This is a genomic window from Dokdonia sp. PRO95, assembly GCF_000355805.1.
Classification (GTDB): Bacteria; Bacteroidota; Bacteroidia; order Flavobacteriales; family Flavobacteriaceae; genus Dokdonia.
In genome coordinates, this window is the sequence record NZ_CM001837.1 from 2,781,652 (window position 1) to 2,807,171 (window position 25,520).

Annotated in this window: 20 protein-coding genes and 1 riboswitch; of the genes, 16 read left to right on the forward strand and 4 right to left on the reverse strand. The window is 35.1% G+C overall.

Annotation, left to right across the window (positions count from 1 at the left end; genetic code table 11):
* Positions 1-226 precede the first annotated feature (226 nt).
* Both D017_RS12585 and D017_RS12590 read left to right on the forward strand, forming a co-directional pair.
* Positions 227-1,951, forward strand: a complete 1,725-nt coding sequence (locus tag D017_RS12585; RefSeq protein WP_035336892.1) for a membrane protein — start codon at positions 227-229, stop codon at positions 1,949-1,951.
* Positions 1,951-3,435 (forward strand): mannitol dehydrogenase family protein, encoded by a 1,485-nt coding sequence (locus D017_RS12590; protein WP_035336893.1) that lies wholly within the window; start codon positions 1,951-1,953, stop codon positions 3,433-3,435. Before D017_RS12585 ends, D017_RS12590 begins: the two co-directional genes overlap by 1 nt.
* Positions 3,436-3,560: 125 nt before the next feature.
* Here D017_RS12590 and D017_RS12595 read toward each other — a convergent pair whose 3' ends face one another.
* Entirely contained in the window at positions 3,561-5,663 is a 2,103-nt protein-coding gene (locus D017_RS12595) for a response regulator (protein WP_035336894.1), read from the reverse strand.
* Between the two features lie 487 nt (positions 5,664-6,150).
* On the opposite strand from D017_RS12595, the gene D017_RS12600 reads away from it, so the two are divergent.
* The 6 genes from D017_RS12600 (at position 6,151) to D017_RS12625 (ending at position 14,709) form a co-directional block, all read left to right on the forward strand.
* Entirely contained in the window at positions 6,151-6,405 is a 255-nt protein-coding gene (locus D017_RS12600) for a hypothetical protein (RefSeq protein WP_152023898.1), read from the forward strand.
* A gap of 251 nt (positions 6,406-6,656) precedes the next feature.
* Positions 6,657-7,346 (forward strand): ABC transporter ATP-binding protein, encoded by a 690-nt coding sequence (locus D017_RS12605; protein WP_035336896.1) that lies wholly within the window; start codon positions 6,657-6,659, stop codon positions 7,344-7,346.
* An 8-nt stretch (positions 7,347-7,354) separates the two neighbouring features.
* On the forward strand, positions 7,355-9,856 hold the full coding sequence (locus D017_RS12610) for a TonB-dependent receptor (RefSeq protein WP_035336898.1): 2,502 nt from the start codon (positions 7,355-7,357) through the stop codon (positions 9,854-9,856).
* Positions 9,857-9,858: 2 nt separating this feature from the next.
* Positions 9,859-11,298, forward strand: a complete 1,440-nt coding sequence (locus tag D017_RS12615) for a DUF3526 domain-containing protein (protein ID WP_035336899.1) — start codon at positions 9,859-9,861, stop codon at positions 11,296-11,298.
* Positions 11,299-12,639, forward strand: coding sequence for a DUF3526 domain-containing protein (locus tag D017_RS12620; RefSeq protein WP_035336901.1), 1,341 nt, complete (start codon positions 11,299-11,301; stop codon positions 12,637-12,639).
* A gap of 612 nt (positions 12,640-13,251) precedes the next feature.
* A complete protein-coding gene (locus D017_RS12625) occupies positions 13,252-14,709 on the forward strand; it encodes a sensor histidine kinase (protein ID WP_035336902.1) in 1,458 nt (485 codons plus the stop codon).
* 223 nt (positions 14,710-14,932) lie between these two features.
* On the opposite strand, the gene D017_RS12630 is transcribed toward D017_RS12625, so the two are convergent.
* From D017_RS12630 to D017_RS12640, 3 genes are read right to left on the reverse strand one after another with little or no spacing between them, the layout of a single operon-like run.
* Positions 14,933-15,319 (reverse strand): response regulator, encoded by a 387-nt coding sequence (locus tag D017_RS12630; RefSeq protein ID WP_035336903.1) that lies wholly within the window; start codon positions 15,317-15,319, stop codon positions 14,933-14,935.
* Positions 15,320-15,322: 3 nt separating this feature from the next.
* Positions 15,323-16,984 (reverse strand): hypothetical protein, encoded by a 1,662-nt coding sequence (locus D017_RS12635; RefSeq protein ID WP_035336905.1) that lies wholly within the window; start codon positions 16,982-16,984, stop codon positions 15,323-15,325.
* Positions 16,974-17,705, reverse strand: a complete 732-nt coding sequence (locus D017_RS12640; protein WP_035336906.1) for a hypothetical protein — start codon at positions 17,703-17,705, stop codon at positions 16,974-16,976. Before D017_RS12640 ends, D017_RS12635 begins: the two co-directional genes overlap by 11 nt.
* 274 nt (positions 17,706-17,979) lie before the next feature.
* Positions 17,980-18,074, forward strand: a riboswitch (TPP riboswitch).
* Between the two features lie 93 nt (positions 18,075-18,167).
* Here D017_RS12640 and thiS point away from each other — a divergent pair.
* The 8 genes from thiS to D017_RS12680 all read left to right on the forward strand — a co-directional run bounded on the left by thiS (position 18,168) and on the right by D017_RS12680 (position 25,497).
* Entirely contained in the window at positions 18,168-18,371 is a 204-nt protein-coding gene (gene thiS, locus D017_RS12645; protein WP_035336907.1) for a sulfur carrier protein ThiS, read from the forward strand.
* A gap of 55 nt (positions 18,372-18,426) precedes the next feature.
* Positions 18,427-20,286 carry a phosphomethylpyrimidine synthase ThiC gene (gene thiC / locus D017_RS12650; RefSeq protein ID WP_035336909.1) on the forward strand — a complete coding sequence of 620 codons (1,860 nt, stop codon included), beginning with the start codon at positions 18,427-18,429 and terminating at the stop codon, positions 20,284-20,286.
* A 107-nt stretch (positions 20,287-20,393) separates the two neighbouring features.
* On the forward strand, positions 20,394-20,981 hold the full coding sequence (locus D017_RS12655) for a thiamine phosphate synthase (protein ID WP_035336910.1): 588 nt from the start codon (positions 20,394-20,396) through the stop codon (positions 20,979-20,981).
* Positions 20,982-21,121: 140 nt separating this feature from the next.
* Complete coding sequence (locus D017_RS12660) at positions 21,122-21,895, forward strand: hydroxymethylpyrimidine/phosphomethylpyrimidine kinase (RefSeq protein ID WP_035336911.1); 774 nt, start codon at positions 21,122-21,124, stop codon at positions 21,893-21,895.
* Positions 21,895-22,536 carry a thiamine phosphate synthase gene (gene thiE, locus D017_RS12665; RefSeq protein WP_035336913.1) on the forward strand — a complete coding sequence of 214 codons (642 nt, stop codon included), beginning with the start codon at positions 21,895-21,897 and terminating at the stop codon, positions 22,534-22,536. The genes D017_RS12660 and thiE overlap by 1 nt, the downstream gene beginning before the upstream one ends.
* 3 nt (positions 22,537-22,539) lie before the next feature.
* The gene (locus D017_RS12670; RefSeq protein WP_035336914.1) at positions 22,540-23,310 is read left to right on the forward strand and encodes a thiazole synthase; all 771 of its coding nucleotides are present in this window, start codon (positions 22,540-22,542) and stop codon (positions 23,308-23,310) included.
* A gap of 11 nt (positions 23,311-23,321) precedes the next feature.
* Positions 23,322-24,440 (forward strand): 2-iminoacetate synthase ThiH, encoded by a 1,119-nt coding sequence (gene thiH, locus D017_RS12675; RefSeq protein ID WP_035336915.1) that lies wholly within the window; start codon positions 23,322-23,324, stop codon positions 24,438-24,440.
* A 1-nt stretch (position 24,441) separates the two neighbouring features.
* Positions 24,442-25,497 (forward strand): HesA/MoeB/ThiF family protein, encoded by a 1,056-nt coding sequence (locus D017_RS12680; protein ID WP_035336917.1) that lies wholly within the window; start codon positions 24,442-24,444, stop codon positions 25,495-25,497.
* Positions 25,498-25,520 lie beyond the last annotated feature (23 nt).

Genomic DNA, 25,520 nt, shown 5'->3' on the forward strand with positions numbered 1-25,520 from the left:
ACCTATTGATTTGAAATACAATTACGAGAAACCGTAAACACCCAATATTTTCTCCTAATGCCAAGCAAATCTCTTAAAACAAGGATCATCCATAACCCAGCGATTCTCTTTCTGTAATGTACCCACCACAAATGCGATTAACTACCCACATAAAAGTCTAAGGCTTATTACTCCTCACTTACAGTTTTTATTTACCTTAGAAGTTCCAGAAAAATCATCGCAACATATGACTAAACAAACCAAAGAGTTCGACCACTTAAAATCGGTAGATGAAGAACAGCTACCCGTAGGAAAAAACAAATTAAAAGATTGGACGCATTTTGCTGGGCTCTACGCTGCAGAGCATGTAGCAGCAACGGAGTTTGTTATTGGGGCAACCTTTGTTGCACTGGGCGCCAAAACTTCAGATATTATTCTAGGTTTGTTAATCGGTAATATTCTGGCTGTATTAAGTTGGAGATTCATCACCTCCCCTATCGCTGTAGAAACGCGTTTAAGCCTCTATACCTATCTCAATAAGATAGCAGGTGACTCGATGACCAAGTTATATAATTGGGCAAATGTGATCATCTTTTCGGTTATTTCGGCAGCGATGATTACGGTATCGTCTACGGCGGTACGTTTTGCATTTGATATTCCTGCGCAACTTAATTGGTACCCCACAAATGCTTGGTTTGTACTGATTGTTTTGGCGGTGGGTATTGTTGTGGTTTCCATCGCACTCTATGGTTTTAATGCCGTTTCTGAGTTTTCTGGGCTCTGTGCGCCCTGGCTTTTTGTAATGTTTACGGGAGGTGCAATGGTGCTGCTGCCTGCATTGTCACTAGATGTGTTAGATAAAACCATACCATCAAATTGGGCAGATTTTATGACGCTAGGTAATCAGTCCATCTGGACAGGTATTAATAGCGATGGAGAAGCTGGAATTGGACTTGTAGAAGTTATCGGTTTTGGATGGGCGGCAAATACAATTACCCATTTTGGACTGGTAGATATGGCATTATTACGTTTTGCCAAAAAGAAAAACTATGCCTACGCTTCTAGTACGGGTATGATGTTTGGTCACTACGTAGCGTGGATTGCTGCAGGAATTATGGGAGCTGGTGCTGCCGTTATTTTAGGGAAGTCTATTGTAGAACTTGATCCAGGTGATGTTGCTTATTACGCTTTAGGTTGGTCTGGTTTTGTCATTGTGATTGTTGCAGGATGGACTACAGCAATAACAAATTTATATAGAGCAGGTCTCGCTGCTCAGGCCATTTTTTCAAACCATTCTAGAAAGAAAACAACCATCGTCGTAGGTTTAGTCACCGTGACCATCGCTTGTTTTCCTTTTGTATTCTCACAGATTTTACCACTCCTCACCTATGCAGGATTGCTCGTAGTACCAGTAGGTGCGATTGTATTTACAGAGCATCAAATCTTCCCTAGAATAGGTTTTACAAGATACTGGTCATCATACCGCAAGCTTAAATTTAGTATGCCGGCTGTTGCCTCTTGGGGATTAGGCTTGGTTTTTGGCTTCGGACTGCAAGCGCTAGATGTGATATCCTTTTACTACCTCTTTATCCCTACTTGGTTTTTTACCATCGCTATGTACACCTTCCTTGCATCTAGATATGGGGCAAAAGATAGCTATACAGAAGAGGTAAAAGAAGAAGCCCTTAGAGAGGAAACTATAAAACGTTTTCAAGAGCAACAAGCCGCTCAAGAAGATGTGCAGGTTAAGGATACTTCTATGTTTTCAAAGGCATTGAAATTCCTAGCAATTTCAGCACTTATAGCTAGTCTAGCACTGGCTTGCAATGTGATGTTTGGCAGTACTTCAGAGGCAGAATATATTGATAACAGACAACTATTTTACACGTACACTTTTATCTGTACTATCCTTTATTTTGTATTAGCATATTGGGCATTACGCAGAGGAAAATTAAATAACGCAACTATCTAATGGGAGAATTGACACCACTTAATCAAGAAAATCTAGCCGAAATAGGCAATAAAATATCAGTACCTACCTATGACCGTTCACCACATAAGGCGAGCATTGTACACATAGGCGTAGGTGGTTTTCATCGCGCTCACCTTGCATACTACGTGCATCAACTAAGACAACTGGGTGAAGCATCAGAATGGGAAATTTGCGGGATAGGCTTGCGCCAAAATGATAAAAAACTTCACGATATTTTCAAGAAACAAGACCATCTATACACCTTGATGGTACAGCATCCAGACGGAAAAAAGGAGGCAGAAGTCATTGGCGCTATTGTCGATTTTAAAATGGGTACAGACAGTCCAGAAGCTGTCATCACCCGTATGGCAGCGCCTGAAACAAAGATTGTATCATTGACCATCACTGAAGGTGGATACAATTTTAATCCTAATACAGGTGAATTCAATTTTGAAAATCCGCAGATTCAGCATGAGCTCGCACATCCTGACGATCCAAAAACGGTATATGGTTTTCTTACAGCATCCTTAAAAAGACGTCGTGACGAAGGCTTACCTGCTTTTACGGTACTGTCTTGTGACAATATTGAGCATAATGGCAATATGATACAGAAAATGTTGCTCGCTTTCGCGAAAGCGCAAGACCCTACACTAGCACAGTGGATAGAAAAAGAGGTGAGTTTTCCTAACAGTATGGTAGATCGTATCACGCCAATAACCACGCAAGAAGACATCAAATTACTAGCAGAAACTTATGGCGTGGAAGATGAATGGCCTGTTACCTGCGAACCTTTTATACAATGGGTGGTAGAAGATAATTTTTCTAATGGAAGACCCGCTTTTGAAAAAGTTGGCGTCCAGTTTGTACCCGATGTAGTTCCTTATGAGAAAATGAAATTACGCCTGCTTAACGCTGGACATTCTGTGTTAGGACTTTTAGGAGTGCTACACGGCCACTCTACTATAGATGTATGTGTACAAGATGAGCTATTTGCACAGTATTTAAGAGCCTTTTTTGACGAAGAAGCAACACCAGTTTTAGGTGAGATTAAAGGCATTAATCTAGCAGATTATAAAGAGAGCTTGCTGGAGCGATTTGGGAATCCAAATATTAAGGATAGTGTAGATCGTATCTGTTCAGAGAGCTCGGCAAAGCTTCCAAAGTTTTTAATAGCAACTATTCAAGAGAATTTAGCTACTGGTGGAAGTATCAAATATGCGACACTTGTTTTAGTAGCTTGGTGTTATTATAGTGACAAACAAGAAAACCAAAACGGGCAAAAACTAGTCATTCAAGACGAAATGAAAGAGGAGTTGCATCAAGCAGCAAAGAAGACTACAGAAGATGCTTTAAGCTTTATAAAGCTGGAATCTATTTTTGGAAACCTTATTGATAACAAGAGATTTACAGATCTATACACGGAGATGGTTAATCGTTTTTACAATGACGTTGCTATTAAAAAGTATATGCAAGAATTGTTATAAATAGCTGTTTTGAGTTGCTTGATACTCATTTTAGTCATTAAAAAGATAAAAGCAGCTCAAGGTGTGGGTTTTAGCTAAGGTAAAGTATAAAATATGTTATAAGAGGAATTGTACACTTTAAAAATCTAGGTAATAGTTATAGGGTGTACATTCTCCTGTATGATATCCTCAAGCGCTTCTTTGTTTATAGGCTTATTGATTATATCACGTATGCCCACATTGCGGCATCGCTCTTTTACCTCGCTTATTTCTAGTGCTGTTAATGCTATTATAGGTATATGTTTGTTTTCTGCTGAAATCACTTCTGAGGCTTCAAATCCGTTCATCACGGGCATATTGAGATCCATTAAGATGAGATCAAAATGGGTGTTGCGATATTCTTTTATAGCTTCTTCTCCATTTACAGCAATGGTACACTTGTGACCTAGGGTGCTTATTAGTTTTTGAGTTACTAGTTGGTTGATTTTATTGTCCTCAACGACTAGTATTTCTAGACTCTTAGATGCAGAAACCATCGGTTGCTCATCATGATTTTTTGCAACCTCGCATGCCAATATAAACGAGAATTCTGACCCCACACCTACATCACTTTTTACAAATAATTTACTCCCCATAATCTTCATTAAGGACTTGACGATAGGCAGTCCAAGACCAATGCCGTATGAGGTGTTTTCTTCTGTATTAGCTTGTTTAAAACTATCAAAAATGACTGCTAGATTTTCTTTAGAGATACCTGTTCCTGTGTCTGAGACTTTAAAAGTGATGTGATCCATGCCTTTTTCTTTTTCAGCTAAACTTACACTGAGCGTTACAGTACCATTTTTTGTGTTTTTAAGCGCATTATCAATGAGTTTTAAAAGAACCTCTGTAAGATTAGTTTCATCTAAGATGTAGTAGCTGGAAATCTCATCTGCAATAGCTAGTTTTAGTTCCGTTTTTTGCTCGTTTGCTAGATAATGTAAGGAGGTGGTAATATTCTCTAAGAGGTTACGTAAATGAACCTTTGTACACTTAATCGTAAGGTTGTTAGACTCTACCTCATTAATCTTCAATATGTTATTTACCACCGATTTTAAATGATCTCCAGAGAATTTTAAAGCATTCAAAAGACCTTTATTTGTCTTAATAATGGAAGGGTTTTCTATAAGCATCTCTGTGATTCCTACCACTCCGTACAAGGGTGTTCTCAAGTCGTGACTAATGTTAACTAATAGCTCAGATTTTAATTTGTGGGCGTGTTCTGCTTCATTTTTTGCTTGTAATAGTGCTTTATTATTTTTTTCAAGTGCTAAGAATGACAACCGCCTTTTGTGATTATAAAAGATTAAAAAGGCGGTACTTAAAAATAGCAGCGCACTAATACCTCCTATAAAGATAGCGTTAGATTTTAATTGAGACGATTCGGCTTTTTGTTGGAACTCTTTTACTTTAAAATCTGCTTCAACTTGTTCTATTTGGAGATTTTTTACCTCATTAAAATCTAAGTCCTTATAATAGAAATGTTTTCTAAGGCTTTCCAGAGCCGCATCATATTCTCCTAGCTCTTGATGTATCTCACTTTTAAAATCATAAATATCTATGAGTTCTCTGGTGAGGCTATGCTCCTCTCCTATCTCTAGTGCGTTATTGATAAAGCTGAGCGCAAGTCTATGATCTTCTTTTTGGTTGTGATAAATAGCAAAGTTCAACTGCTGTAAAAGCCCGTAGATGGGGTCTTCTTTGTCAATGAGAGGCAACAACGTATCGGCTTCTAGAATGTAAGGATATGCTTTATCTGGATCTTTAAAATTTAGGTACATACCCGATATATTGTAATAGGTATAAAAGGAATGCTCATTTTTGCCTGCCTCTAGTGTGTATACGATAGACTTTTCAAAGTAAGCAGCAGCCTCGTCTGCCGTGGTTATATCCATTGAGTATATATTACCGAGACCGTTGAGTGAAGCTACGTTTACAAAGTAATCATCTGTCTTTTTGCTGAGTGCGAGGTTGTAGTACTTTTTCGCGGAAGAGAAATCTTTTATGGCTTGATAGGTATTTGCCAGACTCACATAAGCCTTTGCCTGTAAGGTTTTATCCTTACCTTTATTTGCATATTGCACGGCTGATGTTGCAAATTTTAATCCATCCTTATAATTCCCGTTTATGTTTTCCTCCTTAGAAGAGGAAATTAAAATACCCACGCTATCTATATCGCCACTTGCGCTATTTTGAGATAAAATAGGCACGCAATAGCAGTATACAAATAGGACTAAAAGTAGCTTGTTTTTCAACTTAAATAACTTTTGGGGCAGTAGTAAGATAGCAAAGAATAATTTAAAAGTCACTGGAAAAGAAATTATTACGATAAAATGCCACTTATTTGATGTTCAAAGATTGTAGAAGTACAATTCAAATAATCATAAGTTTTAAGGATTATAAATGTGATTAATGGATTCTGTGTGTACAATAAAAACTAAGTTACTATCAATAACAGTACTATGATCTCTTCTTTTAGCTTAGTATATTTATTGATTAGATTCATCTTAATTAAAGTATTATCGTAAAATAAAAATATAATTATACATATAAATACTTGATTTACAGGTTTTTGTATGTATTTTTTTAAAATACAGCGAATTTTCTTGTTTGCTATGATATTCTATATATACTTTTAACAATCGATAAATGCAGCAGTTTAAAACTTATATAGCACTTTTCTATATTACCTTGATTATGGTTTTCAAGGTGGCTGGTTTGCATGCGTTTTCACATGATGTTGATGAAGGCGGTATTGAGCATTGTGAAGTCTGTGAGATTACAACAATAACGAACTTTACTCCTATAGTTGAGACAGTATTTACACCGGTTCTAGTGCCAGAACCTGTCTATGTAGCTACTACCCTAACAAGCGCAACAGGCTTTATCGATTTTGAGAATAGGTATTTCTTAGATACTTCTCACACTCGGCCACCGCCAGTTTTATCTTAAATTATATTGCATAGTAGCCCTTATCTCCTTGAAGGAATGAGGCAAGGTTGACACTTGATCAATTTAACGCAATACGTTTTATACATATTTATAATGTATTGATAATCAGCTTTATAATGTTGTAATGCGCTAGGCCATATAATTACTTCTTACGGGATACTCCCTCTATTACATTTCGCTTTTATGGGCCGCCACAGGCTATATTAAAAGCGTTCATACAATTATTTTATATTATATAATTTTTTGATTTTATGCTACGAGCATTAAATATTACTAAGTCCTACAATGGAAATGTAGCACTTAAGGACGTGACATTTGAGGTGTCAAAAGGCGAAATCTTTTGTTTACTTGGCCAAAACGGAGCTGGTAAAACAACAACAATCAATATATTTTTAGGTTTTATAAATAAAGATGGAGGCCAAGCATTTATAGCCGATAAGGAAGTAGGTGTAGATGACGTAAATCACCTCACGGCTTATATTCCTGAAACGGTACAGCTATATGGGAATCTTACTGGGTTAGAAAATTTAGACTTTTTTAGTAGGCTAGCAGGTTTTAAATATTCGAATTTAGAGCTTAGTGAATTTCTAGATAAAACTGGGCTGCAACAAGAAGCTCAATCAAATAGACTCTCCTCCTATTCTAAGGGAATGCGTCAAAAGGTAGGTATTGCTATCGCCCTTGCTAAAAATGCTGAAGTCATTTTTATGGATGAACCTACTTCTGGTCTAGATCCAAAAGCTACATCAGAGTTTACAACAATCTGCAAGGAACTTGCAGCGATGGGTAAAATTATTTTTATGGCTACACACGATATTTTTAATGCTGTAGAACTCGGCACTACTATAGGCATTATGAAAAAAGGTGTACTTGCCCAAAAGCTTAATGCTAATAGCATTAATGCCGAACAACTTAACCAACTTTATTTACAAACTATTTAATCAAATTCATGAAATATTTATTATCAATCATACTCACTATTGCTTCATATGCTTTGGCCACGAGCCAAGTTTCGGTAGAAGGACTTGTTACAGATTCAGAAAATGAGCCCATATTAGGCGCTACAATTATATATACAAATATTGATACAGGGCTACGTGATGGCACTATCTCTGATAGCGAGGGAACTTTTCGCTTTAAGCTAAAAGAAATAGGAAGCTATTTAATATCAATAAGCTACGTAGGAATGTATCCTCAAGAATTTAAAAAAGAGTTCACAGAAAATAAGGCGTATGACCTAGGTAATATCAAGCTACTAGATAATGTAGATGAGTTGCAAACGGTAGAGATATTAGGACGTGTAAGAAAGGATTATAATAGTGACTACTCTTTTTCTGCAACTAAAATTGCTATTAAAAATAAGGAACTACCGCAGGCAGTAGCAACGGTTACAAAAGAACTTATAGATGATAGACTAGCGTTTCAATTACCAGACGCCGTAAAAACTGTAAGTGGAGTATCTGCTACTGGATTATATAATCACTACAACATAAGAGGTATCACACAAGCAGATGATGGACAAGTACTCAATGGAATGCGTACTCGTCAATATTATTTTTTACAACCTATTACTTCTCATCTAGAACGAGTAGAGGTAATTAAAGGACCATCATCAGTTACATTTTCTAGTGCAGATCCTGGGGGAACGGTAAATATGGTGACAAAAAAACCACTTACGGAACAAAGGAATTCTGTAAGTTTTACAACAGGAAGTTTTGGAACATTGAGAGCTACTGCTGATTTTACAGGTCCATTAAATAATTCTAAGACACTGCTATATCGTTTTAATGCAGCTTTTCAAGAAGCCGACTCTTTTAGAGATGTAGTTAATAACAATGCTATTTTAATTGCACCGTCTCTAAGTTTTATACCTAATGAAAATACATCACTTAATGTCGAAATGATATACAATGATGCACAAGGAAACTTAGATAGAGGTCAACCAATTTTTGGTGCTATTAATGGAGAGTTTGACTTGAATAGCACGCCTATTTCTAGAAATGTGGGTGCTTCAAACGATCATTATAAAAATAAGGAAGTTATCCTAATGGCTAGCTTTAGACAGCAACTCACAGAAAATCTAGGATTTAATGCACAATATATGAAACAAACCTGGGATGAAGATCTAGCTGAGCACAGAGTAGATGGAACAGCTGTTGATATTGATGGTAATGTAATCCCTACACTTGCAAGAATGCGCTATGACAGAAGACAGCAATTCTGGGAGACAGATAACTTTAGTGCTTATTTTAATTATGATATTAAAAAAGGGAACATTACAAACAAGTTTCTTGTAGGTTATGATGCTACACGATGGGAGCGCCAGATAGGTGCAGGATTTCTCCGTGCAAGAAGATACTTAACTGTAAGTGGTGGACAGGCAAATTTTGATCCAGAAAATCCTGATAATTTCCAGCAAACTGTAGTAGATGGAGTAACAATACCAGTGCCTGCAGTTCCTCATTTTAACCTAGATAGCCCATTTAATGGAGCACGGAATACAGATAACTATAACCTTGCAGAATTATCTATTCCTGCAAATTTGAATACCTCTGATGGGATTTATATTCAGAATCAATTTAAAGTTGGGAAATTATCTGCTTTAGTTAATTTGAGATATGAGTGGTTTACAGATATTTTTAATTACAAAGGCGATGAAGAGGAATTTAAAACAAATGCTTTTGTACCTAGACTAGGTCTAACTTATGAAGTTACAGATGCAATTAGTGCATATGGTACTTATCTAGAAGGTTTTCAACCACATACAAATACGGTTTCCTTGTCCCCCACCTCTGAAGGTTTTTTTTGGGCCGCTTCACCTAGTAGATTTGATCCTCTAGAGAGTACCTTATTTGAAGTAGGTGCAAAAGGTGAATTTCTTAAAGGAAGAATATTTGCAAACCTTTCTATTTTTGATATTACTCAAAAAAATATCTTATTAGGAGACACCTATGATTTAGATAGTCTAACTGCTAGAGGAGAGCAACGAAGCAGAGGATTTGAAACGGATATTTCCGGTTATATATTACCTAATTTTCAACTTACGGCTTCTTATGCATTTACAGATGCTACCATAGAAGAGGATGCAATTGAAGAATTTATAGGAGAACGAATAGGCGGTGCACCAAAACACAATGCAAATTTTTGGGCACGATATGATTTAAGGTCTACTTCCGCTTTAAAAGGAATAGGTTTTGGATTAGGAGCACAATATGTTGATGAGCGTTTTACGTGGTATAATCCTACATATGATACAAATAGAGTATTACTGCCATCGTATACCGTTTTTGATGCGGCAGTTTATTATAAACCAAACATTGCAGGTATCCAGTTAACGCTCAAATTAAACAATTTATTTGATGAGACCTACTGGCTTGGTGGACTCAATCCTTCGAGATTAGGACCTGGAGCACCTAGAAATGTATTGTTCAATGCTACATATAAATTTTAAGGATGCGTAGAGAAGTAATTTACCTACTAGCACGCCAGTTATGGAAAGATGCTTTTAGATCCAAAGTAATGATTATCGCTTTGGGCCTTATGGTATTTTTAATGTTTTTTTCTGTGCAAACTGGCTGGTCTAGCTACCACGATCAGAATTATACAAGAGGTTTAGTACAAGATGAAGTACAAGCGAGCTGGGAGAATAATCCAGATAAACATCCACATCGCATGTCACATTATGGCTCTTTTGCACTGAGGATGAAGCACATCCTCAGTGTTTTTGACCTAGGTATGGAAAATTTTGTAGGTAATGCTGTATTTCTAGAGGCGCATAAACAAAATACTGTAAACTTTTCTGAAGCAAGTATGTCTACAGGGCTATTGCGTTTTGGAGAAGTAAGTCTTGCAATGCTCCTGAAAATCATTGTACCCTTGCTGCTTTTTTATCTAGGTTATGCTACCATTGCTAGGGAGCGTGAGCATGGAACATTAAAATTACTTATAGGTCAGGGAATAACTAGAAAGGAAATTGTTTTTGGTAAATGGTTAGGTATATATTATTTATCACTTATTTTTTTGATTCCTGTATTTACAATCGTACTGGTGATGATTTTACTTGAGTCACATGACACAATGCATTCTAGGAGCCTAATACGTTATCTCATATTGTTTATATCGTATTCATTGTTTTTTGCTATTCTCAGTGCGATAACAATTTTAGTTACTGGGTATAGTGCAACAGCTAAAGGAGCTCTAGTAAAACTTTTAGGGATATGGCTGCTATTTGTAATTGTACTTCCAAAATCTTTACAAGCCGCTGGCTATTATCTCTATCCCACTCCATCAAAGATTGAGATGGAGATGCTAGTAGAACATGATTTAAAGAAACTAGGAGATAGTCATAATCCAGATGACGTTCATTTTAATGCTTTACGTGATTCTGTACTTCTCGTGCATGCTGTAAAAAATGTAGAAGATCTTCCTTTTAATTATAGTGGTTTTGTGATGTCTGAGGGTGAAAAACTGAGTACCTCGGTGTATTTAAAACATCAGAATGATTTATATAACGTTTACACGAAACAAAATAATGTAGAGCGTTACTCAGCTTTTATTAATCCATATACTGCAGTAAATAATATTTCGATGGCGTTTTCTGGTACTGATTTTCAATCTTTTTTACATTTTAAAGATGAAGCAGAAGCATATCGCTATCACCTTGCACAAGAAATGAACCAATTACAAATGGATTATATTCCAAACAAAGGTAAAGAAGGGCCTTCTGTCATATCTAATGAGTTTTGGAAAAATTTTCCACCTTTTGAATATCATTTTTTAAGTATATCTAGACTTTTTCAAAACGAACTTATTTCTATCCTAGCAGTATTGATGTGGATAATCGTATCCCTGTTTGGGCTTTTTAAATTATCTAAAAACTTAAAAGCACTATAAATGTATTCACTTTTATTAAAATCATTTTTCAGGACAAGAATCTTCCTGATTAGCCTAGTTTTACTATTGGGAGTTGGTATTATAAGTATTTTAATAGGAAAACAATACTTGATAAAGCAGCAAAAAGTAATTAATGCTGCCAAACAATATCAAACAGAAAGTATTAACCAAAATATACAATACCATAGTGATGATCTGGGGCTATTATTATATTATCAACGGTTTGCCTTTATAAAGGAACCAGCTGCTATAAGTGCTATTTCTATTGGTCAAAGCGATGTAAATCCTTTACTTCAAGCAGTCACCATACGTGGTCTTGAAGGACAAAAATATGATACAGATTTTGAAAATCCATCACTCTTAATGTCTGGAAATTTAGATTTGGGATTTGTAATTATATATTTATTTCCTTTGGTTCTAATTGCGATGACCTTTAATTTATATTCTGAAGAAAAAGAATTAGGTACTTGGCGTATTCTTTCTGCTCAAACTTCTAGTAAGACGGTATACTTACTTAAAAAATTAATGGTACGTGGGCTTTTTGTAATTACACTATTTAGTATTCTTATGATAGTGGCAAGCATAATACTCAATATACCCTTAGATGTTAATTTTGCAGGTGTATTTGTTCAAGGTTTGTTATATCTCATTTTTTGGCTCTCTCTTTGTTTATGCGCCATTTCATTCTTAAAAAGTTCAAGTTTTAATGCACTTATATTAACTTCAGTATGGGTGATTCTAACCATTCTAATTCCTGCCATAGTTAATAATTATGTGACTAATAAATATCCCGTTCCAGAAGCTCTCAATGCAATGGTAGAACAACGTGATGGATATCATGAAAAATGGGATTTAAAGAAGGATATTACCATGGATGGTTTCTTGGAAGCTTACCCTCAATATGTGGGTTATGATGTTCCTGAAGATGTCTTTAGCTGGATTTGGTATTACGGAATGCAGCACATGGGTGACCTCACAGCACAAGAAACAAGTGAGGAAATGACAGAAAAATTAACGATGCGAAATAATGTAAGTAGGAAAATAGCAAATTTTGTTCCTACAATGCACGCACAGCTTAGCTTCAATAAATTGGCTGGAACTGATATGAATAGTCATTTAGACTTTCTAAAAGAACTAACACGTTTTCACGAAAATTTGCGTTTGGGATTTTATACGAAGATTTTTGATAAAGAGTCTGTAGATGCCGTACAGTGGGATAATCACCAAGCAAAGTTCTATAAACAAAGTCACACTTTTAATTGGCTTTATTTAATATTTCCAACAGTATTAATAAGCTTTATTATAAGCACGATTAGCATATATAATTTTAGGAAAATTTAAGTAATGGGGAGATGGATTGTTAATGTACTTCGGTACACAAAGGGTTAATGTAATTTCCACTCCCCTATACTTAATTTATAAACGACTATCAACATAGTGATAAATCTATAAAATAAATTACTATGATAGCACTTTAAGAATAGCGTTGGTTACATTCAGTAAATTTTCAACCTTCTCAACATTACAAGCATCACATTTTGTATTTAATAAGTCTAAATTTCATATACTAGAATTCCAAATAATTATTTGAATCTTAGAAGATGTTATTCTCATTACATAGTTTGATTCATTGATAAGCTCTAAATTCCTAATAATTATGCTATCAACAATAAAATTTCCTATCACAATAACTCTAGTATTTGTTTAAATCTCAGTAACAAATTTTGTTTTATTTTATTTTTCCTATCTTAGATACGCATAGATATAAATCCCTAGTATCTAAATAATTATGCGCTACATTTAAAATAGTCGTTAGTTTGTAATCTAACGGTTTTGGTAAATGTTATCATATTTCTGAAAACAGCCTAATGCTTCTTCAGTAGCATTAATCTTAAGATTTATGAATAAGCTTTGTTTTACTGCTGAAGTATTCTTAACTAACCACCGCCCCATATGAATAGTTTTGATATTAATTTTTTAATAGTTTCCTCATTTACCGCCATCTTTGGTGTTTTCGGAGTTTATCACTTTGTTTCTTATTTAATTTTAAGGCACAAAATTCTGTGTCACTATTGTATCATACTTTTTGGACTTACACTACATTGGAGTTGGTCACTTTTTCCAGACGGATTTCTTCCTGAGGTAATTCAAAAAAATGGATCGCTTATCTCTGCAATGACTACCACCTTTGGATTTTTATTGTTTACAACCAATTATTTAAATATTCATCGCGGCAATCATCCTAAAATATCACGTAGTTATACTTTTTTAAAATATAGCACAGTTTTAATCCCAATTCTTTTTGTTCTCAATATTCTAACTATCCATATTCCTTGGTTACATAGTTCGCTCGTAATGTCTGCAGCCATTACTGCTTTGCTATCTGTACTTTTGAATATTTTCTCTGGGATTCGCTTATTTAATGAAGAGCGTTTTAATAAATACTATTTGTATGCGTATTCCCCAATGCTCCTCTCCTCAGTTATCTATATAAGTGCATGGTTTTTAAAGGAAAACTATAATGTTGATAGGGAGTTTATCGTATTCATTACGTCATTACTTATTACACTCCAACTTATTTTATTTTCTATTCTCGTTAGTTATAAGTTTAAGTTTATAGAAAAGTCTAACATGAGGACGCAGGTAGAAACTAATAAAATGCTTGCTTTAGAAGTAGACAAGCAGACGAAAGATCTACAAATTGCAAAACAAGATGTAGAGAGTAAAAATCGCGAACTTGAGTCTGTCAATTCTCTTAAAAACAAGCTGTTTTCTTTGCTTACACATGACGTTAGAGGACCTCTGCATAATATTTCTTTACTGGTCAATCTACTTGAAAACCAAATAGAGGACAATGAACTAAAAGAAATCTCACAAAGTCTCAAAAATGAGTTGGATGAGAGAATTGCCATGGTAAGCGCCTTACTAGACTGGTCATATAATCAGCTAGAAGGAATTAAACTCAATAAAAAGCACTGCGATATTGAAGAAATATTTAATACTATGGCTAAGCAATTTCAACGCCCAGCAAAAGAAAAGGACGTAAAGCTATTATTCGAAATTGAAACCCCTACCCTATTTATTGATGAAAATATGTTTAAAGTAGTCTTACGTAATTTGATTTCAAACGCCATAAAATTTAGTACAAAGAATCAAAATGTCATATTATCCAGCAAGAAAGGGCCAGATGGCATTGAAATAGGCGTACAGGATTTTGGTGTGGGAATGACAACTAGCTGGCATAAAAATCTAGTTAAAGATTGCATACCAAAAACAACATTAGGCACTAAGGGAGAACAAGGGACTGGCTTTGGGCTACTCATTACAAAAGACTTCGTAGAAATGAATGGAGGCGAACTCTTCTGTACAAGTACACCAAATGAAGGCACCCATTTTGTAATGCGGTTTTGAGGTGAGGCTTTATCTAAAGTGTATCAGCTCGAATCAATCACTTTTCAATAAATAATGTTGTTTTTTAATTTTAATACTTTCATTAAAGAAGTACTATTCTATTAATTTTGATTCGAGTATCAGAACAGTATGAGCTATCCATTTTGTTTAAACATAAATAAACATAGTTCCCGCTTAATATTTAGAATAAATTCAAGTACATCCTAGACACTTTATGATATCCTCAATTTATTTTTTTTCTTTTTAAAAGAAATTCTTTTAAAGCAATTATTTCAATAGGTTTAGTAAGAATGTCGTATCCATTACTTAATCCTTTTTCATTTAAACTTTCTTCAATTTTATGATTTCCCGTCATAACAATTATTTTCTCTGATGAATAATTTATAGACTGAAGTTTTTTAAGTATTCCAAAACCATCTAAATCACTTTTTACTGATAAAGATATATCTACTATAACAGCATCGTATTTATTAACTTTTTCGAATGATTTGAAATCTTGTGATTTTGTATAAACAGAAAAATTTATTGCCTTATTGAAGAATAAATCGTTTACATAATTAAAAGCTGTTTCTAAAAAGACAAACTCATTCTCAAAAATTAGAACTTCCATAACTTAAAACTTTTTAAATTCTATACTAAAAAATAATATATGATTTTTTGACCATAACCTACCATTTAATCCCATTTGATCAAGGAAATCCTTAATTTCTATTAAACCGTGTGTATTTCTTTTTAATATTGCCATTCTATCATCAGAATTAAAATCCCTCACAAAACTTGGTTCAGTTTCTTGAGAACTGTGAATAAAATTATTATGAAAAGTCATAATATATTTGGAATCAAGCTGTTCTATTTGCACACCATAATTATTATCCAACTTATATTTACTAATGTTACTAAGCCAATTTGAAAAAACCAAATCGATACCAGTTTCATTCATCTTTACTTTATTATTCAATTCTTTATCTTTTCCAATAAATTCATACTCGAAATGAATGCTATTTAAATGAAATGATACAGATTCTCTTAATCTTACTAAGATATTAATAAATGGATAATAATTACTTTCAAGAACGTTAAATGGATTATTAGACTTTTCTAATATCGTATCTGCTCTATCGAGTATCAATTTTAAGGAAGTTCGCAACTTGTTTCTTTCGTGCCTCAAGTACGGCTCAATTTTCAATCTTCGATCGTTAGATTGTTCCATATCATAATCATTTGAAATATCTAAATATGTTTTTAAAGGGCCAATTTTATTTCTTGTAAAATGCATTGAATTAATTGCGTTATTAACGTAAGTTACTTTTTTAGCAATATTGTCAAAATTCTTCCTACTCTCTAAATCTTGTCTTCTCTTGAAATTAAAAATATGCGATAATCTCACGAAAAATGGAGATATGAGTTTATAAAATAAATCTTTGCTTTTAAATATATTACTTCCATCTTCCTCTGATAAAGTTAGTAAGTAATACATTTCTATTGTATTACTTTTCGTTTTAAACAATAGGTTATTATGACTTATTTTATCATTTACGGTTATATTCAAATCATACAAAATAGTTTTTTCTAATTCAGTGAAAATTTTTAAAGATTCAAATTCTAGCTCATAAGTAAAAAGAGAACCGTTAATAATATTAAGTCTTGAGTCAACAATTTCAAAGCAAATTATTTGATTTATAGGTTTTAAAAATATGTTATGCTTGTTCAAAACGGGTAATATTTCATCGTATACCTCGTGCATATTATCTAAGGCATTTTCTTGCAGTAAAAAAGTATCTAATGAATTATTTAGTTCATCATAAAATCCTTTAAAGGATTTTCTAAACTTGCTCAATGAATTAATTCCAAATAAAACAACTAAAATTATTAAAAATTCTAAAATGATTTTTTTATCAATAAACAATATAAGGGCTAATGGCGCAAAATAAAGAATGAGTGCCATACTCTTATCTATATAATTTTTAGAGTTGATTATAGGTAGAATTAGTAATGTAAATAGAGAGATATTTAATTCTTTGAAATTGACAAGTATAAATCCAATGAAGGCATAATCAACCAATAATTTAATATGCTGAAAACCATCGTTTTTTGAATGAAATAATAAATGAAATACTGTATACGACAGAAATGCAATAAGTAACTGCCACATAATAAATTTATCATTAAACTTGATAACAATAAAAACACTAAAAATCAATATAATAAGTCTATATACAATAGAAACTATACTATCTTTTGCATATTCCGCGTCTTTAAAAACTTTAAAATCCATAGATTATTTTTAATATTTTCTGATATAAAAAATTCACTACAAAAGTTATGTAGCACAACTTAAATAAAGCAAGGACTATTATTCCAGTATTTGTTTTGGGTTCTACCTGTATATTTTCACTAGTTTCGAAAATTAGACTTATTATATTAAAAAAATGATTTAAGATATAATTATCATGTAATTCCTTAAATTGAATTTCAAATATTTGATTTTTTTCAATTGAGGTTGGTAATAAAACGAAAAACATTCCCAAAAAGACTATTAACAATATTGATATTATAGCTTTTATATTATAGGATGTCATATGGGATACCAAAGCGATAAATTTTCTGAAAGTAATATTTTCAATAAGCATTGATGTTTTGAGAGTGTTTCGACATTTTTTTATTATTACTAATTCATCATCAAATCCATGATTAGCCAGTTTTCTACAGCAATAATCAGCCAAGGAAAATTTCTCTTTAAAGCTCTGAACCGAGTTAATGGCATAAATTAGTTTATTAGTATTTAAATAATCATAACCATAATCTTTCTCTTCTATACTTTTGCCATATAGTGCTATGAATTTTTTGACATCTGTGTAAAGAGGTCTTGTGAAATTCTGATTGTGAGTACTTTCTTTCTTAATTTGAATAATTAAATATAAAATTTGAAATTTATCATTTACCTCACTTTTTTCTAAATCATTATATAATTTAATAAGAAAATTTCTGCTCAACATTATTATAAATTCTAGAGTTTGCTGTTATTAATCTAATAATATATACTTCTTTAATTTTTAGGTATTCGCACAGTCAGATGGTACTTTTTTAATTTTCTATTTGCGCTATTTCATTAAATTAAAAAAAAAGAAAATTGCCAAACCTATTCCAACGCAACTTACGGTAAACCGCAAGCTACTCTAAATCCCCATAAAAACCTACCAACCAAAACATAACATTTTAAATTTTTTACATTTTCTCTCATCTAGTTGAGAATAATTATTACTTTTAAAGTCTAAACTTTAGGAGTAGCTATTAAATTAGTTTGAGAAAAATCCTTAGAACCTGATTTGGTTAATACCAACGTAGGGAAAAGTTAGAGGTAGTGCATTCCTGCATATTTCCTCTATTTTTAATTCTATCCTTCTCATTCCTTTATCGTTTATATAACCGAGGCATTATGCTTCATAATTGTATTAAACATGATAAACATAAAGGTCAATCAAACCTCGTATCAATTTCCAGCACAGGTCACACTAGACCAGATTCTCTCGCAACTCGACATTTCGGTCAGTGGGATTGCTGTGGCTATTAATGAGCGCATTATTACTAGATCACAATGGGTTTCCACCATTCCTGATGATGGCGATGCTGTGCTTATTATTAAAGCCACACAAGGTGGATAATAGCGACTTCTAGGTACTTCAAGAGTAGAAAAACATCATTAATTAATCCAAAAAGATGAAAAATAGAGACACTGCGCCTAAGCAAGGCGGCATTACCAGAAATCCATTTCCTAATTCAAAAAAAATCTACGTAAACGGTAAGATTCACCCACAGATTAAAGTGGCTATGCGTGAGATTGCGCTTAGTGATACTGTGGACTCAATGACCAAAAGGAAAACGCCAAACGAGCCAGTAACGGTGTATGACACCTCTGGTCCATACACAGATCCAAACAAAGAAATCGACATACACAGTGGTTTAGAGCGCATCCGTGAGTCGTGGATTCTGGAGCGCAATAATGTAGAACTATTAGATAGCTACTCCTCTACCTATTGCAACGAGCGTCTCAATGATAAGAGTCTAGACCACATGCGTTTCAAGCTTTTAAAGAAACCTATGCGTGCAAAAAAAGGTGAAAATGTCACGCAGCTGCACTATGCAAAACAAGGGATTATCACTCCAGAAATGGAGTATATCGCTATTCGCGAAAATCAGCGTATCGATGAGATGACGGAGATTAGAAAGCAACATAAAGGAGAACATTTTGGTGCGTCTATTCCTGATAAAATCACGCCAGAATTTGTACGCTCAGAAGTTGCAAGAGGTCGTGCCGTAATCCCTTCAAACATCAACCACCCAGAAGCAGAGCCTATGATTTTAGGACGTAATTTCTTGGTGAAGATTAATGCAAATATTGGAAACTCGGCAGTTACCTCGTCCATCGAGGAAGAAGTAGAAAAAGCCGTTTGGGCATGCCGCTGGGGTGCAGATAATATCATGGATTTATCTACGGGTGAAAACATACATGAGACCCGCGAGTGGATCATACGCAACTCCCCTGTTCCCGTGGGAACGGTTCCTATTTACCAAGCGTTAGAAAAAGTAAATGGCGTTGCCGAAGATCTAACGTGGGAGATTTTTAAAGACACGTTGATTGAGCAAGCAGAGCAAGGTGTAGACTATTTTACCATACACGCTGGTGTGTTATTACGTTATGTGCCTATGACCGCAAACCGTGTGACGGGTATCGTCTCTCGTGGCGGATCTATCATGGCAAAGTGGTGTCTTGCACATCATAAAGAGAGCTTTTTGTACACACATTTTGAAGATATCTGTGAGATTTTAAAGCAATATGACGTTGCCTTTTCTTTGGGTGACGGTTTACGCCCTGGCTCTGTAGCAGATGCAAATGATGAGGCACAATTTGCTGAGTTAGAAACGCTGGGCGAACTCACAAAAATCGCTCGTAAGCATGATGTGCAGTGCTTTATAGAAGGTCCTGGTCACGTCCCGATGCACATGATAAAGGAAAATATGGAGAAGCAGATTGAAGTATGCGATGAGGCTCCATTTTACACTCTAGGTCCTCTTACTACAGATATTGCGCCTGGTTATGACCATATTACCTCTGGAATTGGTGCTGCCATGATAGGCTGGTACGGGTGTGCGATGTTGTGCTACGTTACTCCAAAAGAACACCTTGGATTACCCAATAAAGAAGACGTGCGCGTTGGTGTGGTTACTTACAAACTAGCGGCTCACGCTGCAGATCTGGCCAAAGGTCACCCAGGTTCGCAACATCGAGATAATGCGCTGAGTATGGCGCGTTTTGAATTTCGCTGGGAAGACCAGTTCAATCTTGGTCTCGATCCAGAACGAGCTCGCGAGTATCACGATGAAACGCTACCAGCAGCAGGTGCAAAAGTGGCGCACTTCTGCTCCATGTGCGGACCAAAATTTTGCTCCATGAAAATTTCTCAGGAAGTAAGAGATTTTGCTGCTGTAAATGACATAGTCGACAACGAAGTCATCCAAAAAGGAATGGAAGAAAAGTCAAAAGAATTTAAAGCCAAAGGTTCCGAAGTATATCTGTAAAAAGATGTGGGAGTTCCCACGCTGCAAAAGCGTGGGCAGGCTTTCCACTACAATCTTTTGCCAGAAAAAGGCAAAAGGATTTTCATTACAATCCTTAACTCAAAAAGATGATCATCGTACTATCACCAGAATATGATATCCCTAATGAAGTAGAAACACTCAACCAGTTATTTAAACAAGGATTAGCATGCTATCATGTAAGAAAACCACATAAAAGTTATGAGGAATATTGCGCCTACATACAGCAGATAGATACTGCATTTCATGACAAGATTGTAGTGCACGATTACCATAAAGTCATCAACGAATTTAATTTAAAAGGAATCCATTTTAAGGAACAACATCGCATAGATCACATAGATAATCCTGGTAAGTATTTTAAAGGTTTAAATATGTTCGGAAAAACGATAAGCTCCTCTTTTCATGATTTGCAAGCTCTAGAAGACTGCTATTTTGAATTTGACTATCACTTTTTGAGTCCTGTGTTTAATTCCATTTCAAAAGAAGGCTATAGTGGCCGTGGCTTTGATGTAACTGATAGCAATAAAACAATCATTGCCTTGGGCGGGATCTGCCCAGAAAATGTAGCACAAGTCAAACAACTAGGCTATAACGGAATTGCAGTTTTAGGAAGTATATGGAAAGCAGTGAATCCGTTGCAGAGTTTTAAAAAAATAAAATCAGCATTTGGATAGTCTATCTCAAAACAATAAACAGTTCGCGTTAAGGATTGAGTGGCATGTCTGAGCTCTTTTATGAATTTTTCATTCATAAAAAGCGAGTAGCGAAAGCCTGACCTGCAAGGGAACGCCCTAATAGAAAGTAGAATATAGTATTGAAAACAAACAATTACATATTAACCATTGCAGGCTTAGACCCATCAAGTGGCGCAGGAATCACTTCAGATATTAAAACATTTGAAGCGCACCGGCTATACGGTTTATCAGTGTGTACCGCAGTCACGGTTCAAAATGATGTCGATTTTAAAGAATGTGTGTGGATAGACAAAGCTGTGATTATTTCGCAAATAGAAACGCTTTTTGAACGGTTTGAAATCTCCGTAGTGAAGATTGGTATTATTCAATCATGGGAAGTGCTGTCGCTTGTTTTGGATAGCTTACATATGCTTAATCCTGAGATAAAAATCATTGTAGATCCCATCATAAAGGCGAGCGCTGGCTTTGATTTTCATAGCCTCGAGCATCAAGATATTTTGGATAAAATATGGTCACAATGTTATGTGATTACTCCTAATTATGATGAGATCCAACTACTGTATCCAGACCTCAGTATTGAAGAAACGATAGAACACATAAGCAACTTGACAAATATTCACTTAAAAGGCGGACATAGAAAGGATAAAACGGGCTGGGACCTGCTTTACCACAGTAAAACCGTTGTAAAAAATATTACTCCTAAGGCAGAAAAGGTGTTACAAAAACATGGAAGCGGTTGTGTGCTTTCGGCCGCGCTGGCGAGTAATATTTTGTTGCAGCAAGGTATAGAAGAAGCCGCGATAAACGCAAAATACTATACCGAAGCCTTTTTAAACTCAACCGATAGCTTACTGGGACAACACAGTTATCCAACAATAAAAATTAAATCGTAATGATACCAAAACTACATTATATCTCTCAGGGTAAAACGCCAGAAGTGCATCTTGATAACATAGAGAATGCTTGTACGCATGGAGCAACACTGGTGCAACTTCGCTTAAAAAATGTCTCTTTAGACCAGGTACTAATTACAGCAAAAGAAGCGCGAGCAATAACCGCACAATACCGTACAAAACTCATCATCAATGATCACTATGAGATAGCAAAAGAAGCAAAAGCAGATGGTGTGCACTTAGGAAAAACCGACTCCTGCCCTACTATCGCTAGAACGCATTTATACTCTTGGCAAATTATAGGAGGTACTGCAAATACGCTAGAAGACTGTGTATCATTGATAAACAAAGGAGTAGATTACATAGGTCTTGGGCCGTTACGTTTTACATCTACCAAGAAGAATTTAAGCCCAATTTTAGGTTTTAACGGTTATCGTCTCATTACAGATGAATTAAAAACTAAAACTCCCATTATCGCAATTGGAGGAATCACCACAGACGACGTAACAGATCTACTAGAAACAGGTATTTATGGAATCGCTATATCTGGAGAAATTACCAATGACTTTACAAAAATAGAAGCCTTCCAGCAATCCCTAGGAGCATCATTAATAGAAGAACAACGCCATACATTTAAATAATATATGAACGATATTTTAAGAATAGCTGATAAGGAATTCAGCTCACGATTATTTACTGGAACGGGAAAATTTAGCTCAAATCAATTGATGACAGAGGCTTTGATAGCCTCTGAAAGCGAACTAATAACCGTTGCTCTAAAGCGTGTAGATGTTGCAAATGAAGAGGATACTATGCTGCAAAGTATTATGCGTCCTCATGTGCATATACTACCTAACACCTCTGGAGTAAGAACTGCAACAGAAGCCGTTTTTGCAGCGCAGCTAGCACGTGAAGCACTAGAGACTAATTGGATTAAACTAGAAATTCACCCCGATCCCAAATACCTTTTACCAGACCCTATAGAAACCCTCAATGCCGCCGAAGAACTAGTAAAATTAGGTTTTGTAGTGATGCCATACATACACGCAGATCCCGTGTTATGTAAAAGGCTGGAAGATGTGGGTGTACAATGTGTAATGCCCCTAGGAGCTCCAATAGGCACTAATAAAGGAATAAAAACGGTAGACTTTCTAGAAATTATTATTGAGCAAAGTAACGTGCCAGTAATTGTAGATGCTGGAATTGGTAGTCCGTCGCATGCGGCTTACGCCATGGAGTTAGGAGCTGATGCTGTTTTAGTGAACACAGCCATCGCAGTTTCTAAAAATCCTGTAGCTATGGCAAAAGCATTTAAAATGGCAGTACATGCAGGTCGCACGGCTTACAATGCAAAATTAGCTCCCGTAAAAACATATGCAGAAGCTAGCAGCCCGCTCACTTCATTTCTTAATTAAAACAACTGCCTATGTCTTTTAAAAACACCTTTGACACCTATGACTGGGGTACCGTAGAGAATGAAATCTATAGCTACACAGCACAAGATGTGCGGCATGCTCTTGATAAGGAAAAAATAGATTTGGAAGATTTTAAAGCACTCATTTCTCCTGCTGCCAAAGACTTTCTTGAGGAAATGGCACAGCGTAGCCATGCGCTTACTAAAAAGCGATTTGGTAATACCATTCAGATGTATATTCCGATGTATCTGTCTAATGAATGTCAAAACATATGTACGTACTGCGGTTTTAGTATGACTAACAAAATTCCTCGTAGAACACTCAATGATGAAGAGATCCTAAAAGAGGTTGCATTTCTAAAATCTAAAGGATATGATCACATTTTACTGGTTACCGGAGAAGCAAACAAAACTGTTGGTGTTTCTTATCTAAAGCACGCAATTGAAATCATCAGAGATCATTTTTCAAATATAAGTATCGAAGTACAGCCACTGGATCAAGAGGAATATGAACAACTCGTTAGTGCTGGTTTGTATGCTGTATTGGTATACCAAGAGACCTATCATAGGGCAACGTACAAAAACCATCACCCTAAAGGAAGAAAATCAAACTTTGACTATCGCTTAGATACTCCTGATAGACTGGGTAAAGCTGGCATTCACAAGATAGGTATTGGTGCTTTATTTGGTCTAGAAGATTGGCGCGTAGATAGTTTTTATACAGCATTACATCTAAAATATTTACAAAAAACCTATTGGCAAACAAAGTACTCTATCTCCTTCCCCAGATTAAGACCGCATCAAGGAGAAGTACAACCTAAGGTTGAAATGACAGACTCAGATCTGGTGCAGCTTATTTGTGCTTATCGTTTACTAGATGAAGATGTAGAGTTATCTATGTCTACAAGAGAAAGTGAATGCTTCAGAAATAACATAATAAGTCTAGGGATAACGTCAATAAGTGCACAATCTAAGACAAACCCTGGAGGCTACGTCGTGGATCCACAATCATTAGAACAATTTGAAATTTCAGACGAAAGAGATACTGATGAAATCAAACAAATGATTGAATCTAAAGGATACCAAGCGGTTTGGAAAGATTGGGATAAAAGTTATTTTAAAACTGTGTAAAATGGATCTAACCACTTCAGAAAAACAACAATATAGCAGACACCTTATTCTAGACGAAATAGGACTAGAGGGCCAATTAAAAATAAAAAATGCAAGCGTTTTAGTGATAGGTGCTGGTGGTTTGGGATGTCCCGTGTTGCAATATCTCACAGCAGCAGGTGTAGGCAGAATAGGAGTTATAGATAATGATGTTGTTGAGCAATCTAATTTACAACGTCAAATTTTATATACTCATGATGATATTGGAAGTAACAAAGCGATAACAGCTGCAAGCCGCTTAGAAAAGCTCAATCCTTATATTACATTGGATACGTACCCAGTGCGTCTTACTAAAGATAATGCACTAGAGCTCTTTGGAAGCTATGATATTATTGTGGATGGCTCTGATAATTTTGCTACGCGATATTTAGTAAATGATGCTGCTGTATTAAAAGATAAACCTGTTGTGCTAGGCTCTATTTATAAATTTGAAGGTCAGCTGGCTGTATATAATTATAAAAGTGGTCCTACCTACCGATGTTTATACCCAACACCTCCTAAGCAAAATGAAATGCCTAATTGCTCTGAAGCAGGCGTTCTAGGCGCACTAGCAGGAATTATAGGTGCATTACAAGCCAATGAAGTATTAAAAATAATCTGTGATATAGGTGAAGTTCTTTCTGGCAAACTACTCACCTATAATATATTAAGCATGAGTCAAATGGTCTTAAGATTTGATAAGGATGCTTATACTGATGTTAGTTGTCTAGAAGATAAGTATGACTTACAATGTGAGCTTCCTATTGATAATGTGGGTATCACAATAGAGGAGCTTAATAAACATCCAGAAAAATACAATTTGCTAGACGTTAGAGAATATCATGAGCGAGCATTACATCACATAGGAGGACAACATATTCCTTTAGGCGAACTGCAGAATAGAGCACACGAAGTATTACAAACTAAAGACCTTGTGGTGTATTGTAAAGCTGGTGTACGTAGTAAAAAAGCTATCGAATTATTGCAAAAAGAAGACTTTGAGTGCAGGCTTTTGTATCTGACGGGGACTGTTTTGTAGACTTTTTGTTCAACAATTTTAAT